Below are 14,754 nucleotides of genomic sequence, written 5' to 3' on the forward strand. Positions count from 1 at the left end.
ATCAAGCATGCTGGCCGAATCAGAGCAACTCAAGCAATTGCAAGCCGCCGCGAACGGCCGAGAACCGCGCCTTCGCGCCGTACTCGAGGAGATCCAACCCATTATGCAACGTGGCGGCAGCAGTCGACTGATCACAATCGGTGGCGGCAGGATCATGGTCAGCCTTGGTGCCTGCGTGTTCTCCGACCTTTCGAGCGGGTCGTTGGAAGGCATTCAAGCCTGGCTTGTCGAGAGGCTCGGCGAATTCGTCCGCTTCAACAGGCTTGCTGCCGCAGCCAAGGCGTGAGATTGAGTGGGGGATCCGGTGCCGATTTATCTCGATAACAACGCGACGACGCGGACCGATCCGTCCGTCGTGCAAGCCATGTTGCCGTTCTTCACCGAGCGATTCGGAAATGCGTCGTCCAGCCACGCCTTTGGCGGCGAGGTCGCAATCGCCCTGAAGCAGGCGCGCCGCAGCTTGCAGGATCTGTTGGGAAATGCCCACGATCATGAGATCGTTTTTACCTCCGGTGGGACCGAGGCAAATAATGCCGCGATCCTCTCGGCGCTTGCGAGCCAGGAAGGCCGCGACGAGATCGTCACCACCTCGGTTGAGCACTCCGCCGTCCTTTCGCTGGTCGAGCAATTGACCGCGAAAGGCGTCAAGACACATATTGTACCGGTAGACTCCCGCGGCCGGCTCGACATCGAGGCGTTTCGGCGCGTGCTCGGGCCCCGCACGGCAATCGTCTCGGCCATGTGGGCCAATAACGAGACCGGTACGATTTTTCCCGTGGAGTTTCTGGCCGGGTTGACCCGTGAGGCAGGCGCGCTTTTTCACACAGATGCGGTCCAGGCCATCGGTAAGGTACGCGTCGACCTAAAGGACAGTGCGATCGACATGCTGTCGCTTTCAGCGCACAAGCTGCATGGCCCAAAAGGGATTGGCGCGCTCTATCTGCGCAAAGGGACAAAATTCCGGCCGCTGATCTGGGGTGGATCACAGGAACGTCGGCGCCGCGGCGGTACCGAGAACGTCCCCGGCATCGTTGGTCTTGGAAAAGCTGCGGAGCTGGCGGTGGAGCGGCTCGAGCCGGAACGTGTTCGCATTGGTACGTTGCGTGACCGCCTGGAGCAGGGGATTTTGCACAATGGCGAGTGCGCGGTGCTCGGCGATGTTAGCAACCGCCTAGCGAACACGGCCAGTGTCGCGTTCGATGATCTCGAAGGCGAAGCAATCGTCCATCATCTCAATCGTGCGGGCATTGCGGTGTCGCTGGGGGCAGCCTGCGGGTCCGGCTCAATGGAGCCATCGCATGTTCTGCGCGCCATGCAGGTGCCGGCGCGGAGCATGCGCGGCGCGGTGCGCTTTTCTCTGTCGCGTGAAACCTCTGTTGCGGAAGTCGATGAGGTCGTGTGCGTACTATCCGACATCGTGGCTCGCCTGCGCGCCAATTTGCGGGGATCGGCCAATCTGGCCAGCTATGCGCTGCAGTCGAGGGAGTTGAGCTCGTGAAGATCATGATCCGCCGCGCTCCGGACTCGGGCCTGTCGATCTACGTGCCGAAAAAGGATCTCGAAGAGTCGATCGTAGAATCTGAGCATGAGACGCTATGGGGCGGCTGGATCAAAATAGCTAATGGCTGGGTGCTCGATTTGCCGCGGATGGCGAGCGATACGCGCTTGCCGGTGACAATCAATGCCAAAAAACGGGGCGAAAACGGTGACGATCCGTGAATGCGCCCGAGCAGATCGAGTTTGTCAATGCGACCGATGCTAAGGCCATTCTCGCGGACGTCGCTGCCGGGCTGAGGGCCGCGAGCATTGTTCCCTATATCGGTCCTGGCCTTGCCGAACTGTCCAGACCCGATGTGCCGACGACACCCGAGGCGTTATCTGCTTTCTTCGCCAGCAAGGTTGCGCTGCCGCGGCGGGCCAAGGGCAATGCATGGGCCGCGGCGCAGCACATCGAGATCAGCAAACATCGCTCCACCGTGACGGCATTGATGGCGCAGGCCTTCGCTCGGCCGGTCGAGCCGACCGCCTTGCACGATCATCTTGCGTCTCTGTCGCTGCCCATCATAGTCGACACATGGTATGATGGCGCGATGCGCGGGGCGTTGGATAAGCGCGATGGATGGGGCGAAGTGCAGGGTATCACCCGCGCCAGCATTGGCGAGAATCGCTGGTATCGCTTTTATGACTCGATTGGCCAACAGGTCGACGGTATCGTGGCGGACAGCTGGACGACGGTGCTGTACAAGCCGCATGGCAGTGTGCGGCCGGCAAAGAACTTCCTGATCTCCGACGCTGATTATGTCGAGGTGCTGACCGAAATCGATATCCAGACACCGATTCCGGACATCATCAAGAAAAGGCGGATCGGACAGAGCTTTCTCTTTATCGGCTGTCGGTTCAACGACCAGCTGTTGCGTAGCTATGCCCGGCAAATCATCAAGCGTTCAGCGAAAACCCACTATGCGATCGTTGATCTGGATGCGCTCTCACGCAATGAGGTTCACTTTCTGCGCGAGCAGGGCCTGACGCCGCTTGCGATTGGATTGCCTCGCGCAGTCGAGATACTGCTCACCCATTAGCGCGTTGCGAAGCCGGATCGCCAGTTCGCATCGGCCTATTGTGAGATGCCGCATCGCATCAAGGCCAACGGGGAAGGAGCCGGGATCGCGCATGCTTGGCGTTTGAGTGAATGCACCTGCCGTCGAGCGCGGCGGCAGAAATACGACGTACTTGTTGCCTTTCAAACATGCGCATCGTTGCTGTTCTTGCATTCGTTGGCGCTGATGTTCCAGCTAACTGTTTGGCGCATGGCTGCAATCGCATCGACTCTATCATGGCATGTGAGTTGCTACTGCTCTTGCTGAGGCTCTCTCGAGGCTGGTCCTGAGAGGTCGATGATTGCCTGCAGGGAGACATGGGAAATGAACGCGGTCGTCGGGCGCGGAAAATGTGCCAAAGCTGCGGTAGGTGCCAGCAAGATGATGCAGCCGGCCGCCGAGCATAAGGGCTGCCGCACCTCGCCTAACACCGGCCAGACGAGTTGCGGCTCGCGGGCAGGGCAAGGCGATCTGCCGACCGAGACTTGGGAAAAAGTGAAGAACCATCCCTGCTACAGCGAAGAGGCGCATCACCATTACGCCCGCATGCATGTCGCGGTAGCGCCAGCCTGCAACATCCAGTGCAACTACTGCAACCGCAAATACGACTGCGCCAACGAATCACGTCCGGGCGTGGTGAGCGAGAAGCTCACGCCGGAGCAGGCGGTAAAGAGAGCTCTTGCGGTCGCGGCCACTATTCCCCAGATGACCGTGCTTGGCATCGCCGGTCCCGGCGATCCGCTGGCCAATCCCGAAAAGACGTTCAAGACGTTCGAACTCGTCGCCAAAGCGGCTCCGGACATCAAGCTGTGTCTATCAACCAATGGGCTGAGCCTGCCAGATTATGTTGACGTCATCGCCAAGTCCAAGATTGAGCATGTCACGATCACCATCAACATGATCGATCCCGAAATCGGCGCCAGGATCTATCCTTGGATCTTCTGCAACCACAGGCGCTACACCGGCCTCGACGCGGCAAGGATACTTGCCGATCGCCAGCTGCAAGGCCTGGAGATGCTTAGCGAACGGGGGATCCTGTGTAAGGTCAACTCTGTGATGATCCCGCATATCAACGACGATCACTTGGTTGAAGTGAACAAGGCGGTGAAGTCGCGCGGCGCCTTCCTTCACAATATCATGCCGCTGATCTCCGCACCCGAGTACGGCACAGTGTTTGGCCTCAACGGTCAGCGCGGGCCGACAGCGCAGGAATTGAAGGCACTGCAAGATGCTTGCGAAGGGCAGATAAATATGATGCGTCACTGCCGTCAGTGCCGGGCCGATGCTGTGGGTCTGCTCGGAGAAGATCGCAGCGCAGAGTTTACGACCGACCAAGTCATGAAGATGGACATCAAATACGACCTCGAGATGCGCAAGGCTTACCAGGATCAGGTAGAGGACGAGCGTGCCGCCAAGGCCGCGGCCAGCACAGAGGAGCTCGGGGAATTGGCCGGAGAGGTGAGCGAGATCACGCTTCTGGTGGCAGTCGCAACCAAAGGCGTCGGGCTGATCAACGAGCACTTTGGACATGCGAAGGAATTCCAAGTCTACGAACTTTCCACATCCGGCGCAAAATTCGTCGGCCACCGCCGCGTGGACGCCTACTGCCAAGGCGGTGATGGGGAGGAGGATAGGCTTTCGACCATCATTCGCGGTATCAATGACTGCCATGCGGTGTTCGTGGCCAAAATCGGCGGCAGCCCGAAAAGCAAGTTGATCAAGGCCGGAATCGAGCCGGTTGATCAATATGCGCATGAGTTGATCGAGAAGTCGGCGATCTCCTGGTTCCGGTCCTATCTCGATCGGGTGAAAAGGGGTGAGATCCAACACGCGAAGCGCGGCGACGCGTCGATTCGGCAGGGAGCCGCGATCTCTGCGGCGTAGGGGGGGGACGTGCCATTCAAGATCATTGCCTCGCAGTGTACGAGCTGCTCAGCCTGCGAACCCTTGTGCCCGAACGTTGCAATCTCTGAGAAGGCGGGGAGCTTCGTCATTGAACCGGCAAAATGTACCGAATGCATCGGCTATTTCGACGAGCCGCAATGTGTCGCCGCCTGTCCGGTCGACAATACCTGCGTCATTGACACATCCTTGGCGCGCTACCAAGCGCCAGCCTAAAGGGTGAGCCCCGTGAACGAATTGCCGCCGCTTGATGATGCGAACCGTGCCCAGAAATGCGCCCATGCGCCTGCTCCTGCGACTGCGAAGCGAGTCCCATCGCAGCCTCGCCGTCTGGCCCGAATCTTCGCTTGATGCGAGGGAATGACGCCGATGCTGGCCGGCCAGGACAATGAACTTGATCGCGCCGTCGTGCGCCGCATCGCGCCACAGCTGTTCGACCGATTGATGAGCGATGCGGAGGTCGAGTGCCGCCACATTATTGTGGCACGGGTTGTCCACAATGAGTGGCCGTTAGCCATGGTGAACGAGCCGAACGCCTCGGTGCGGTTCGAGAATATACAAGGACTGTTGCCGAGGGTGCTAACTGCTCCGCAGGGCGGTCCTGACCTGTATGTCCGCCATGAAATGGCGTGCGGCATTGCCGCTGGTGAATTGCCAGATGTCTTCGAGAATGAGGACAAATCGATGCAGGACCTCGCTTGCGCTGGTACGGCAGCGGCCCTGAGTGTCCACGAGGGAGCGCTGCATGAATAAAATCGTTCGCGATAGCGACGTCGTCGAGCTCAGCGGGCCGCCTGTGTTCAGCTTTGGCGATAAGGTGCGCGCCAATCGCACCATCCGTAATGATGGCACCTTTCGCGGCAAAGAGATTGGCGAGGTTTTGGTCAAGAAGGGGGAGGTGGGTTACGTCGTTTCGATCGGAACGTTCCTGCAGCAGTTCTACATCTACGGCGTCGAGTTTCTCGAACGTGGCTACCGCGTTGGCATGAAGCGCAAGGAGCTTGAGCCGGTGGACCCGTGCGAGGAGATCGATGATTTGCCATTGCCGGAAGAGGCTGTGTCATGACTGAGGGCCGCTTTCCGAAATATCGGCGGGGCCAACGCGTTAAAGCGACGGTCGACCTCATCAACGATGGCTCCTTCCCCAACACGGAACACGACGGGATCGTGCTTGGCGCCGGAGCAACCGGTGAGATCGTCAGGGTCGCTATCCATACCGAAGCCGACGTGCCGATCTATACTGTCGATTTTGGTGTGCAGCTGCTCATTGGCTGTTTTGAAGAAGAAATCACGGTGCTCTGAAGGGGGGCTTTCGCGATGACTGCCGCGCTGATGAGGAAGGTAAAGACGGGGTTGGTTCCTCACCCAAACGAGCTCGATCGCAAGCGAATCGAGCGCGGCTTGAGCTCGCGCAAGCGCTATCTCTATGTCTCGCCGAACGTGACGCAGGTGAGGGGGGGCTATCTGGTCGAGAGTCCCTGTTGCTCGCGCAATATCGACAAGGATGGTGGTCTCATTGATGTCGCGCTGATTCTTTACGACGCCGTGAGTGGGATCTGGAAGCTGTTTTGCAAGAACCACGCGCAAGGGATCTGGGAATTTTACAGCCTTTACCACCGCCTGACTTCAGCAATTGATGAGTTGAATGCAGATCCGGAGCGCCTGTTCTGGCAATGACGACCACTTTGGCGAGTCATAGAGGAGCCACGATGGCGCTTACTGCGGAGGAATTGATCGAAATCGAACGGCTGCTTGCTACCGATGGCGCGGACACGGACCCGCTTGTCGAGCTGCGGCGCCGCTTGCCGCAGCTTGCATGCGTTCGCTGCGATGCATCGGATGTGACGGATCAGCCATTCCGGCGGTTTCCTCGTTTCGACCTGCATTTGCTCGACGGGTCGGATCACTGCGTGCAGATTACGGCCGATCCGAAGCGGGCGACCGGTATCGTGTTGGCGAAAAGGAATGTTGCCCGGTGAGCGGCGTTGGTTTCGCAGGGTATCGGCTTGATGGTGCGGACAGGATGGAGGCAAATACATCCTTTATTCCACTGTCAGATCCCGATATCACCTTCGCGGAGCTCTCCGCCGTGGAAACGGTTCTGTGCTCGCCGCAGATCTCCAATGGGTGGGTCACTGAGGCGTTCGAGCACGCTTTTGCAGCCTATCTTGGCCGCAAATATGCCGTCGCGGTCTCGAGCGGCACCGTCGGGCTCCTGCTTGCGCTCAAGGCGGTCGGTATCGGGCCGGGGCACGAAGTCATCGCCTCGCCCTATTCCCTTCGCGAGACGGTCCACGCGGTCGGTCTTGCAGGCGCACGGGCGGTATTTGCCGACATCGACTACTGGTCGGGAACATTGGTCCCGGATAAAGCCGAAGAGCGCATCACGGCCAACACGCGGGCGATTGTCGCCGGCAATCCCAACGGCCATCCCGCGCCGTGGTCGCAACTGCGGGCGATCGCGCAGCGCCACCATCTGGCGCTTTTAGAGGATTCCACCGAAGCAATCGGATCGCGCTACAAGGGTGAGCTCGTCGGCCGGTTTGGCGACCTGGCGGTCTTCGACTTTGCCCAGCCCTTGGCCCTAAGCTGTGGCGAAGGCGCAATGGTGGTAACGGACGATATCGACATCGCGGTTGGCTTGCGTCGCTATCGCGCCCACCGCCTGGACGAACGCTCCTCCGTGATCGTCGGTGCCGCAGCGCCATACCAAGCCGGCATGAGCGATCTCACGGCAGCCCTGGGGCTGGCGCAGCTCAAGCGTCTCGATGAAATCCTGGAGCGTCGTCGGCTGGTGGAGCAACTCTACAACGCGCATATGCAATCATTTGAGGGCATCAAGCCGCCTTATGTTGGTCCCCACGTGACCGAGGTGAACTGGTTGCTCTATCTCGTCCATCTCGGAACACGCTTCACGCGATCCGGCCGCGATGCCATCGTCGATGATCTGCGCGTCGCCCAAATTGAAGCCGCCGCCTATAGCTACCCGCTGCACTTGCAACGCCACTATTTCGAGCTCGGCTATCGACGTGGCGATTTCCCGGTTACGGAAAAGATCGCCGATCGCGCCCTGGCGCTGCCGTTTCACACCCATCTCACGAACAACAAGATCGAGTTCATTGTCGAGGCCATGAAAGATGCGTCGATCAACGTGGGCGCAGGGGCAGCGATCTACTGAGATGCTCGTCATCCACCACACGGAAGGACGAGGATTGAATGGCAATGATCCTACTTTGTGACGTCGCGCGAGACGAGCGGGGCGACCGAGGGGTGGCCCATGAGCACGAAGAAGACTTGCTCGAAAGTAGCGAGGCGCGGTCTCCAAGCCGCGGCTCGAGGCCACGCGCCAAGCTGCCGGAAACCGGGCACCTCACAACAGAGATCCTCAGTTTCGGCTCGGGTCTTTAAAGTCGGTCAAATAGGGGTTGCCATGAATTCTCAACAAGTCATCATTCACGTGCGCTTCGCTCCAAACGGGAGAGTGATCCAAATCAGCGAGCGCCCGGCGAAGCTCACGCCGAACCAATGGTTTGATGTCCTCAATACCCGTGCCGGCTCGACCTATCGGCCGCTCGCTCGTGGCCGCGGCGTTTTTCGGCTGGCCCGGGCTGCTGTCGAAGCTTTCAAGCAGGAAACTGCGAGGCCTGGATGAGCAAAGGGATGATCGGCCCGATGTCTGATCAGATCGAGGTGTTCGCCGTCTGTCCGGCCGATGCCATCGAGCGTTGTGGCGCCGTGGCCTTTAGCTTGCTGCAGGTAGAGGACAGCGGCGAGAGCCGGCCGTTTCCAATTGTTGTGGTTCGCACTTTTGGCGACGACTATCTAGGGTACGCCAATCGTTGTCCGCATGAAAGCTTATGGCTCAACATCGGCTCCGGCGAGTTCTTCTCCTCCGATCGCTCCTTTCTCAGATGCGCACGGCACGGTGCGAGATTTGAGATCGACACTGGGCTGTGCATCGATGGTCCCTGCACTGGACAAACGCTTGAGCCGGTCGCACTCGCCGTCATCGAAGGTGACGTCTGCCTGTTTGGTATCAAGCTGCTTGAGGATGATCGGTTTTCCGACCCGTTCGAGGACAGCGACGAAACCATGGACACAATGATCCATCCCGATTAACAGGCGTCTCACTTGGCCGTCGCTCAAGTTGTCTCCGGTGCGTTGTCGACGAATAATGCCATCGTACCAGTGAGCGCTGGCGCGGACGCGCGTCAATGCTTTTAAAGTTGAGAGGCAAACAGGTGAACCGTCGTATCCCAAACGTGCAACTGCTATCTTGGCGGCACCAAGGACGTGCTTTGGTGCTAGCTCACCAAATCGAGCCAGCAGGCCATTGCCGCCGCTGGATACAATGTCTTCGAGAAGGAAATGCCCTCGGCGGGTACGCCGAGGGCACCGTCTGGGCTGGGTGAAATGGGGAGGGGCCCAGACTGACAGGACCGTTTGGTCTGGAGGAATGACGATCCTGTGTCACGATTCTTGGACGACCGCCGAAGCGGGCGTAGCAATTGCAATGCCAAGCTTCTGTTCATGCGATGCCCCTAGCGAGTGTCGCCACCATAATCAGCCGGTTGCGGCGGCCAAGGTCGAATGCATGAACGGGCGCGTGGACGTGGCCCGGCTATTGTGCGTGCGATCTGCGAAACGCTGAAGCGGGAGGGTATCAAACGCGATGCGCCATATGTCACGCATGGAACAGAGGAGGGCGACATTGTTGCAACCTCGGCATAATTGTCAGTCGCGCCGGAGCGGAGAATGAGATCGCTGCAGAAATGAGCGCTACGCACCTGGTGCGGAACTTGCTTAAAGAAGTTGGACGGTTGGAGGAGCGAGACAATCGCGAGGTTGAAACTGATCAAGGAGGCTGTTCTAGATGCCGAGTATCGCTGATCGTCAGCGATCATCATCGGCGTGTCACCCTGCTTTCGCAAGCTAGAGTGGGCATTAGTAGGATCAATTGGTCGATGCGGCGTTCGACTGAGAAGCAGGTAGTTCGGGCGGATGTGCTCGGATCTTGTCTCTTTTCAGATGATGGAGGCCGTTGATTTCAGGAAAGGCGCATGAACGAAGAAACCGAATTCGAGCTTCCTCAACTTTATAGGCATCACGTCTTTGCCTGCAACACGCAGCGCCCGCCGAATCATCCGCACGGCAGTTGCGGCGCTTCTGGGGCGCCGGCCCTCTGGGATCGGATGGGCAAGGCGATCGAAACGCAAGGCCTCACTGATGTCGGCTTCACGGTGACGGGCTGCCTTGGCTTTTGTAACTCCGGTCCTTTGATGGTCGTCTATCCAGACGGAGTCTGGTATCGCGCCACCACGCCTGAGGACGTTGATGAAATCGTAGACTCTCATCTCAAGCAGGGCAAACGTGTCGATCGCCTTGTGATGGTACTGAGGCGAAGCTAAAGGCGTCGCTTGAGCGCCGCTCGCCCTTTGGATCAAACATCGATGGCCTATCCGCCCAATAGCTGGCATCTCGGAACGTTCGGCAATGACCGGGTGCCCTAATGCTTCCAGTACGTGCCCAACACGGACCGGTTACTTGTGGCTATGGCTTGGTTTCAATAACGTGCGCTGAGAGGTAAGCCTTGATCGGATTCTACTCATGATCGGGGCCGATGAGTCCTGAGATCAAGTCTCTTGCAAGGGCGGTCGCTCCCACACAGGTGCGACCGCCCTGAATTCTCAGCTCCCATAAGCAGGCGGCCGCCGCCGCTAATGCAGAGAAACAACGAGCAGGATCCTATTGATCGCTAGTGGCTCGATTTGCCTGTTTTCCGCCACTTACCGACACATCCGTGACTCACAGCGAGAGCAATGCTGGGAATCGCTTCTGGCCATCGGCGAGACGACGTGTCTTTACACATCATCTCGCTTGCCTTCGCACTGCACTACAACGGAGAGACGCGCCCGACGGCCCCGGCGCGTTGGGAAAGTTCACTGAAGCCTGTTTCCAGCCTCAGAACTTGTAGGTAATGCCACCGCTGACGAGCCATGGGTCGATATTGGCGCGGCCGGTGACGGCAATCGCATTGTTCACGGTCGCCGAATAATCCGGCCGCAACCACAACTTCTTCACGTCGAAGTTGAGGCCCCAATGGCGGTCAAGCATATAATCGAAGCCGAATTGGACCGCGGCGCCGAACTGGTTGCCGATGTGCAAATCCGTCACGGCAAGGCCGGCGCGCGACGTATTGGCAGCCGATTGGTTGAAGAATGCGGTGTAGTTGATGCCCGCGCCGATGTAAGGCCTGAGCGGGCCAAAATCGGTGAAGTGATATTGCAGCGTCAGCGTTGGCGGCAACAGCCAAGCCTTGCCGATATCTAGTCCATTTAGCGTACCTGTGCCGCTGATGTGATGGCGGGTCACACCGAGAATGAGTTCGGCGGCAACGTTTCTTGTGAAGAAATAGGTGATATCGAGCTCCGGTACCACTTGATCGCTGATCGATAGCCCGGAAGCGGGCGAGGATAGCGGCGCCGCGCCGGCGACATTGACGGAGCTGCCTGCGGTATCCGGCAAAACGCCAAGAACGCGCAGGCGGATCATCCACGGATTGAAGGGTTCGAGTGGGGGGGCTTTGTAGTAGATAGGGGCCTGCGCTAGGTCCGCGGCCTGAACCGGGATGCTGGCCAACGAGCTCGCGAGCGCAAGCAGCGATGTCGTCGTCAGAATTGTTTTCATCGTCATCGAATTCTCCATTCCAAAGTCTGCGCGAAGAGTCGCGCGGGATCTCTGTCACACATGGGAGACGACGAATGATTTGATGCTGATCAAAATGGCGGCGCACGTAGCGCAATTGTGCAGCCACGTTGCATAAGGGTCACGATCGCGAAGCTCCGCGGTTCTGTCCGGACCGTTTATTCAGTTCAATGTTCTGTCTGAACGAACTTTTCAATACCCGTGTCTCGGCTCAAAGCTCTGATCAGATAAAGGCTGCAGGAATCTTGTGCGACAAACGCGATCGAACTGCGGTGGTGTCCCACACCGCAGGCGACGAACATGTCTTATTCAAACCGAGCAATCTGAGCGCCGCTGGTTACAAAGAGCCGCGCACGTCGGCGTTCGCGCCGAACATGCCGCCGGCCATCCCGACAAAGCCGGTACGGGAGGATCGTTGTTCGCACTGGTTGGCGGCGTGGTCGTATGATCGATTGTATCCTCAAATCTGCGGACAGTGCGTGCCCTGCTGTTCGTGGAAGCATCCCAGGTCATCTTGCGTGTCCCGGCCAAGCAACGACAGCACGGCTTCATGATCGAATCCGGCGCATCTTGCACCATCGACGTCGATCAGCGGACGTCTGATCAGGAGCGGATCTGCCAGCATCAGCGCAAGTGCACTCGCTGCGTCAATTGCGTCAGGATTAACGTCGCCTGACTTGATACGAGGCGCGGCTTGGTTGAACCAGGATGCGATCGGCGTCTTGCCGAAGAAGTGTCGCAAATTCTCCGCAGCCCACGGCTCCTTCAATATATCCTTGGCTATCACGTCATGGCCAGCGGCCTTCAGCGCCAGCATCTGACGTGCATTGGCGACGCAGCCGGGCTTTTGATAAAAGAGGATCGTCGCCATGGTATGCCTATGTGGGTACGCTGCGCTGAACGATCGGCGTCGGGTTCCGCTGTGTCGGGGGAGCGCATTTGACGCTGGTGCAAACGATCACACATAAGCGGCTCGAGCACCGTACCGTGCTTGCGCCCCGCCTTAACGCCTTCGTTGGACCACCAACTCATCAACGAGAATTGGACTTTCATGTCTTGCAAACGAAGCGCGCAGCAGGACCGCAGCTAGTTTCGATCCAAGGCACCCTTGTAAGGCGCTTCTTGCTGGCTTTAGGCTCAGGCGCGTCGTTCTGATTAGTTGATCAATTGGTAGATTAGCCGCACAATTTACCTCGCATCATCGACCACGAACCTCGTCGCCGGGCACGTGCCTTAGAGATGCCGACCTCCACCTGCATCTCGCTCCGCCCAATTGCCGACCACCAGCTTGCGAGAAGAGGAGCAAGTCCCGTTCCATTTGAGAGCATTGGATCTGGTTATGCCAAGCTGCCGTTTTCCAGCCTAATTGGTGGGGCCGGTGTTCGTTTTCTGACAGCCGAGCGGATCCTGTCCGGTGCAAAACACTCTGGGATTACTCAACTGCTCGTTGGATTTTTAGAACGCAATCAGAATCTTAAGGAGCGCGGACAGCGTTGGCATGACGGTTGCTTTTAAGCGGCAGCAACACTGAGTGAGGGCTGAGTGCACGCCGACGCGTAAGACGAGCGATGCGCTCCTTCCCTTGAACCCGTGTGCCCCGTTTCTGAGAGAGAAACGAGCTCGCGTGTAGGAAGCGCGTAACTTTTGGCAAATCGGTTGATGGAGAACAACATGTCTTCACTGAGACAAATCGCGTTCTACGGAAAGGGCGGCATCGGCAAGTCGACCACTTCCCAGAATACGTTGGCGGCACTGGCCGAGATGGGTCAGAAAATCCTGATCGTGGGATGCGATCCTAAAGCGGACTCGACCCGCCTGATTCTGCACGCCAAGGCGCAGGACACGATTTTGAGCCTTGCAGCGAGCGCTGGCAGCGTGGAGGACCTCGAACTCGAGGACGTCATGAAGGTCGGCTACAAGGACATCCGCTGCGTGGAGTCCGGCGGTCCTGAGCCGGGTGTCGGCTGCGCCGGCCGCGGCGTCATCACCTCGATCAATTTCCTGGAGGAGAATGGCGCCTATGAGGACATTGACTATGTCTCCTACGACGTGCTCGGCGACGTCGTTTGCGGTGGCTTTGCGATGCCAATCCGCGAAAACAAGGCGCAGGAGATCTATATCGTTATGTCCGGAGAAATGATGGCAATGTATGCCGCAAACAATATTTCCAAAGGCATCCTGAAATACGCCAACTCTGGCGGCGTGCGGCTGGGCGGCCTGATCTGCAACGAGCGGCAGACCGACAAAGAGCTGGAACTGGCGGAGGCGCTGGCCAAGAAGTTGGGCACTCAGCTGATCTACTTTGTGCCGCGGGACAATGTGGTGCAGCATGCCGAGTTGCGCCGCATGACGGTGCTGGAGTATGCGCCCGATTCGAAGCAGGCCGATCACTATCGCAATCTTGCGACCAAGGTTCACAACAATGGCGGCAAAGGCATCATTCCGACCCCGATCTCCATGGACGAGCTCGAGGACATGCTGATGGAGCATGGCATAATGAAGCCCGTCGACGAATCCATCGTCGGCAAGACCGCCGCCGAGCTCGCGGCCTCTTAAGGTCGCGGGTCGCGGCCTTCTGAAGGCGCGCGACGGATGCCGGTCTCCCTCACCCCCCATCCGGGGAGACCGGCATTCTGACGATCACCCGGCCAGCCAGAATGGGACGGGGCAAACGTGACGCTGTAAAAAGATTCATGCCCGAAGCGAACTTCCATCCGTTTACAGCTGTTTGCGCCGACGCGGGCAGCGAGGTGCAAAGAGGAATTGCGACCTACCGAGCGCTCACTGGTGTGCCTCCCGAAGAGGCCGACATTGCGACCGACAGCAATTTCGATTGCCATGTCCTGGCGTCAATTCTGGCGGCCGCCTCGATGGATGGTGGCCCGCTTCCCGAGAAAGCCGGCCTGTCCGGCTACGAGCTGGCGGCGCTGCTGGAGCACTATTTTCCATCGGTCGGGGTCAAGATTTCGGAGCAGCTCCTGGCCTTCAAGTGCGATGAGAACGACGAAATCGCAATGGTGCGCGATCTCTTGCTCAAGCAACGCTCAACGGAAGGACGTATCGGGGGTTGGCTGGCCGCGATGATCGCGCGCCGCGCCATAGAGCCAGGCCACTTGTGGGAAGATCTCGGATTACGCAATCGTGGCGAACTCTCTCGGCTGCTGAGCCGCCACTTCGCGCCGCTCGCCGCGCGCAACAACAACAATATGCGCTGGAAGCGCTTCTTCTACCGCTCGCTGTGTGAGGATGAAGGCCTCGTCATGTGCACAACGCCAATTTGCACGCAATGTAACGACTTCAATCTCTGCTTCGGCGAAGAAAGCGGCGAGAGCCGGATGGCAGAACGCCGGCGCGACGTTCTGTTGCAGACGGCTCGCCCGGTCATCAGCGTCGACTGGCCCATTTAAGCTGTTGCAAGGCTCGATCGCCCAGTCAGCTAGAACCCCCGCGCGGGCTTTGGCGAGTTCCGCATGAGCTGGAGGGCACGGCTAACGCCGTCTCGATGCGCGCGACCATGGGTCTAAGGCGGTGCCGGGCCACAAGTGCTCCG

General features: G+C 58.8%; 20 protein-coding genes. 18 read left to right on the forward strand and 2 right to left on the reverse strand.

Going from position 1 to position 14,754, the window contains the following annotated elements:
* Positions 1-7: 7 nt before the first annotated feature.
* The 15 genes from XH93_RS08485 to XH93_RS08555 all read left to right on the forward strand — a co-directional run bounded on the left by XH93_RS08485 (position 8) and on the right by XH93_RS08555 (position 9,907).
* Positions 8-286: a hypothetical protein gene (locus XH93_RS08485; protein ID WP_194473143.1), complete on the forward strand. Its 279-nt coding sequence runs from the start codon at positions 8-10 to the stop codon at positions 284-286.
* Between the two features lie 18 nt (positions 287-304).
* Complete coding sequence (nifS, locus tag XH93_RS08490) at positions 305-1,498, forward strand: cysteine desulfurase NifS (RefSeq protein WP_194473144.1); 1,194 nt, start codon at positions 305-307, stop codon at positions 1,496-1,498.
* Positions 1,495-1,719, forward strand: a complete 225-nt coding sequence (nifT, locus tag XH93_RS08495; protein ID WP_194473145.1) for a putative nitrogen fixation protein NifT — start codon at positions 1,495-1,497, stop codon at positions 1,717-1,719. Before nifS ends, nifT begins: the two co-directional genes overlap by 4 nt.
* Positions 1,716-2,579 carry an SIR2 family protein gene (locus XH93_RS08500; RefSeq protein WP_194473146.1) on the forward strand — a complete coding sequence of 288 codons (864 nt, stop codon included), beginning with the start codon at positions 1,716-1,718 and terminating at the stop codon, positions 2,577-2,579. Before nifT ends, XH93_RS08500 begins: the two co-directional genes overlap by 4 nt.
* Before the next feature lie 342 nt (positions 2,580-2,921).
* Positions 2,922-4,481, forward strand: coding sequence for a nitrogenase cofactor biosynthesis protein NifB (gene nifB, locus XH93_RS08505; protein ID WP_194473147.1), 1,560 nt, complete (start codon positions 2,922-2,924; stop codon positions 4,479-4,481).
* Between the two features lie 9 nt (positions 4,482-4,490).
* Positions 4,491-4,715, forward strand: coding sequence for a 4Fe-4S binding protein (locus XH93_RS08510; protein ID WP_194473148.1), 225 nt, complete (start codon positions 4,491-4,493; stop codon positions 4,713-4,715).
* Positions 4,716-4,859: 144 nt separating this feature from the next.
* Entirely contained in the window at positions 4,860-5,252 is a 393-nt protein-coding gene (locus XH93_RS08515) for a hypothetical protein (RefSeq protein ID WP_194473149.1), read from the forward strand.
* Positions 5,245-5,565: a nitrogen fixation protein NifZ gene (locus tag XH93_RS08520; RefSeq protein ID WP_194473150.1), complete on the forward strand. Its 321-nt coding sequence runs from the start codon at positions 5,245-5,247 to the stop codon at positions 5,563-5,565. Before XH93_RS08515 ends, XH93_RS08520 begins: the two co-directional genes overlap by 8 nt.
* The gene (locus tag XH93_RS08525; protein ID WP_194473151.1) at positions 5,562-5,801 is read left to right on the forward strand and encodes a nitrogen fixation protein NifZ; all 240 of its coding nucleotides are present in this window, start codon (positions 5,562-5,564) and stop codon (positions 5,799-5,801) included. Before XH93_RS08520 ends, XH93_RS08525 begins: the two co-directional genes overlap by 4 nt.
* A gap of 15 nt (positions 5,802-5,816) precedes the next feature.
* Positions 5,817-6,176: a DUF3024 domain-containing protein gene (locus XH93_RS08530; protein ID WP_194473152.1), complete on the forward strand. Its 360-nt coding sequence runs from the start codon at positions 5,817-5,819 to the stop codon at positions 6,174-6,176.
* A gap of 32 nt (positions 6,177-6,208) precedes the next feature.
* Positions 6,209-6,478 carry a hypothetical protein gene (locus tag XH93_RS08535; RefSeq protein WP_194473153.1) on the forward strand — a complete coding sequence of 90 codons (270 nt, stop codon included), beginning with the start codon at positions 6,209-6,211 and terminating at the stop codon, positions 6,476-6,478.
* Positions 6,479-6,522: 44 nt separating this feature from the next.
* The gene (locus XH93_RS08540) at positions 6,523-7,677 is read left to right on the forward strand and encodes a DegT/DnrJ/EryC1/StrS aminotransferase family protein (protein WP_194475041.1); all 1,155 of its coding nucleotides are present in this window, start codon (positions 6,523-6,525) and stop codon (positions 7,675-7,677) included.
* 252 nt (positions 7,678-7,929) lie between these two features.
* Positions 7,930-8,151, forward strand: a complete 222-nt coding sequence (locus tag XH93_RS08545) for a hypothetical protein (protein ID WP_139481171.1) — start codon at positions 7,930-7,932, stop codon at positions 8,149-8,151.
* Positions 8,148-8,618, forward strand: a complete 471-nt coding sequence (locus XH93_RS08550) for a Rieske 2Fe-2S domain-containing protein (protein WP_246799516.1) — start codon at positions 8,148-8,150, stop codon at positions 8,616-8,618. The genes XH93_RS08545 and XH93_RS08550 overlap by 4 nt, the downstream gene beginning before the upstream one ends.
* A 941-nt stretch (positions 8,619-9,559) precedes the next feature.
* A complete protein-coding gene (locus tag XH93_RS08555; protein WP_194473154.1) occupies positions 9,560-9,907 on the forward strand; it encodes a ferredoxin in 348 nt (115 codons plus the stop codon).
* A gap of 553 nt (positions 9,908-10,460) precedes the next feature.
* On the opposite strand, the gene XH93_RS08560 is transcribed toward XH93_RS08555, so the two are convergent.
* The gene (locus XH93_RS08560) at positions 10,461-11,186 is read right to left on the reverse strand and encodes an OmpW family protein (protein ID WP_371815101.1); all 726 of its coding nucleotides are present in this window, start codon (positions 11,184-11,186) and stop codon (positions 10,461-10,463) included.
* A 478-nt stretch (positions 11,187-11,664) separates the two neighbouring features.
* The gene (locus XH93_RS08565; RefSeq protein WP_194473156.1) at positions 11,665-12,075 is read right to left on the reverse strand and encodes an ArsC/Spx/MgsR family protein; all 411 of its coding nucleotides are present in this window, start codon (positions 12,073-12,075) and stop codon (positions 11,665-11,667) included.
* A 368-nt stretch (positions 12,076-12,443) separates the two neighbouring features.
* Here XH93_RS08565 and XH93_RS08570 point away from each other — a divergent pair, with 368 nt between their 5' ends.
* From XH93_RS08570 to XH93_RS08580, 3 genes are all read left to right on the forward strand, one after another.
* On the forward strand, positions 12,444-12,719 hold the full coding sequence (locus XH93_RS08570) for a hypothetical protein (protein ID WP_194473157.1): 276 nt from the start codon (positions 12,444-12,446) through the stop codon (positions 12,717-12,719).
* A gap of 156 nt (positions 12,720-12,875) precedes the next feature.
* Positions 12,876-13,760: a nitrogenase iron protein gene (nifH, locus tag XH93_RS08575; RefSeq protein WP_194475043.1), complete on the forward strand. Its 885-nt coding sequence runs from the start codon at positions 12,876-12,878 to the stop codon at positions 13,758-13,760.
* 137 nt (positions 13,761-13,897) lie between these two features.
* The gene (locus XH93_RS08580) at positions 13,898-14,611 is read left to right on the forward strand and encodes a nitrogen fixation protein NifQ (protein ID WP_246799518.1); all 714 of its coding nucleotides are present in this window, start codon (positions 13,898-13,900) and stop codon (positions 14,609-14,611) included.
* Positions 14,612-14,754: the final 143 nt, after the last annotated feature.

This window comes from Bradyrhizobium sp. CCBAU 51753 (genome assembly GCF_015291565.1).
GTDB lineage: Bacteria > Pseudomonadota > Alphaproteobacteria > Rhizobiales > Xanthobacteraceae > Bradyrhizobium > Bradyrhizobium ivorense.

Excerpts from the sequence above, each read along its gene's own strand:
- XH93_RS08545 (WP_139481171.1), top strand. The coding sequence starts at position 7,930 with ATGAATTCTCAACAAGTCATCATTCACGTGCGCTTCGCTCCAAACGGG.
- XH93_RS08485 (WP_194473143.1), top strand. The coding sequence starts at position 8 with ATGCTGGCCGAATCAGAGCAACTCAAGCAATTGCAAGCCGCCGCGAAC.
- XH93_RS08570 (WP_194473157.1), top strand. The coding sequence starts at position 12,444 with ATGCCGACCTCCACCTGCATCTCGCTCCGCCCAATTGCCGACCACCAG.
- XH93_RS08550 (WP_246799516.1), top strand. The coding sequence starts at position 8,148 with ATGAGCAAAGGGATGATCGGCCCGATGTCTGATCAGATCGAGGTGTTC.
- XH93_RS08525 (WP_194473151.1), top strand. The coding sequence starts at position 5,562 with ATGACTGAGGGCCGCTTTCCGAAATATCGGCGGGGCCAACGCGTTAAA.
- XH93_RS08530 (WP_194473152.1), top strand. The coding sequence starts at position 5,817 with ATGACTGCCGCGCTGATGAGGAAGGTAAAGACGGGGTTGGTTCCTCAC.
- XH93_RS08535 (WP_194473153.1), top strand. The coding sequence starts at position 6,209 with ATGGCGCTTACTGCGGAGGAATTGATCGAAATCGAACGGCTGCTTGCT.
- nifH (WP_194475043.1), top strand. The coding sequence starts at position 12,876 with ATGTCTTCACTGAGACAAATCGCGTTCTACGGAAAGGGCGGCATCGGC.
- XH93_RS08555 (WP_194473154.1), top strand. The coding sequence starts at position 9,560 with ATGAACGAAGAAACCGAATTCGAGCTTCCTCAACTTTATAGGCATCAC.
- XH93_RS08540 (WP_194475041.1), top strand. The coding sequence starts at position 6,523 with ATGGAGGCAAATACATCCTTTATTCCACTGTCAGATCCCGATATCACC.
- XH93_RS08560 (WP_371815101.1), bottom strand. The coding sequence starts at position 11,186 with ATGAAAACAATTCTGACGACGACATCGCTGCTTGCGCTCGCGAGCTCG.
- nifB (WP_194473147.1), top strand. The coding sequence starts at position 2,922 with ATGAACGCGGTCGTCGGGCGCGGAAAATGTGCCAAAGCTGCGGTAGGT.
- XH93_RS08565 (WP_194473156.1), bottom strand. The coding sequence starts at position 12,075 with ATGGCGACGATCCTCTTTTATCAAAAGCCCGGCTGCGTCGCCAATGCA.
- XH93_RS08580 (WP_246799518.1), top strand. The coding sequence starts at position 13,898 with ATGCCCGAAGCGAACTTCCATCCGTTTACAGCTGTTTGCGCCGACGCG.
- XH93_RS08515 (WP_194473149.1), top strand. The coding sequence starts at position 4,860 with ATGACGCCGATGCTGGCCGGCCAGGACAATGAACTTGATCGCGCCGTC.
- XH93_RS08520 (WP_194473150.1), top strand. The coding sequence starts at position 5,245 with ATGAATAAAATCGTTCGCGATAGCGACGTCGTCGAGCTCAGCGGGCCG.